We start from the raw sequence: 588 nt of genomic DNA on the forward strand, positions 1-588 counted from the left end.
TTCTTAGTAAACCTTCTTGAACGAAACCAAACTTCTCATAGAATTTATGAGCTTTTTCATTTCCATCAGAAACATAGAGAGTGATCTTTCTTAAATTAAGTTCGTCTTTTGCATACTTTAAGGTACATTCTAAAAGATAACTACCTACTCCCTTGCCTTTATAGTTTTCAGCAATAAAAATATAAAGTTCTGCAACACCATGTTTAAGATTAATATTAACCAAGCCAGAAAAAGCAGCGATAGACTCATTATCTCTTAATACAAAGTCTCTTCGACTTTCGTTTTTAACAATAGACTGGGCCCAAGCCTCTGTTTTGTCTATCGTTGCAGGTACTTCAATAAAGATACCGGATAGCACATCATAAGAGTTGACCGCTGTAACACGTTGCGTTACATCACTAGATAAAAAAGCATCGAATTTATAGCTTTTATCTTTCATTTAACTTCTCCCTGTATACATCCAATGGGCCTTGAGGAGCGGCTTCAAGTACATCACTCCCTTGGAAAACTTTATATACGGTTCTTAAAATTATTTTCATATCGAGCAAGAGGTTTTGTTTCTCAACGTACTCAACGTCTAACGCCAAT

At 35.2% G+C, this 588-nt stretch carries 1 protein-coding gene; it reads right to left on the bottom strand.

Annotated features, from left to right (window positions below; genetic code table 11):
- The coding region (locus ACS8FD_RS22835; RefSeq protein ID WP_439277538.1) for a GNAT family N-acetyltransferase at positions 1–439 on the bottom strand (439 nt) is incomplete at its 3' end.
- Between the last annotated feature and the right edge of the window lie 149 nt (positions 440–588).

The organism is Psychrobacter sp. 1U2 (genome assembly GCF_051847575.1).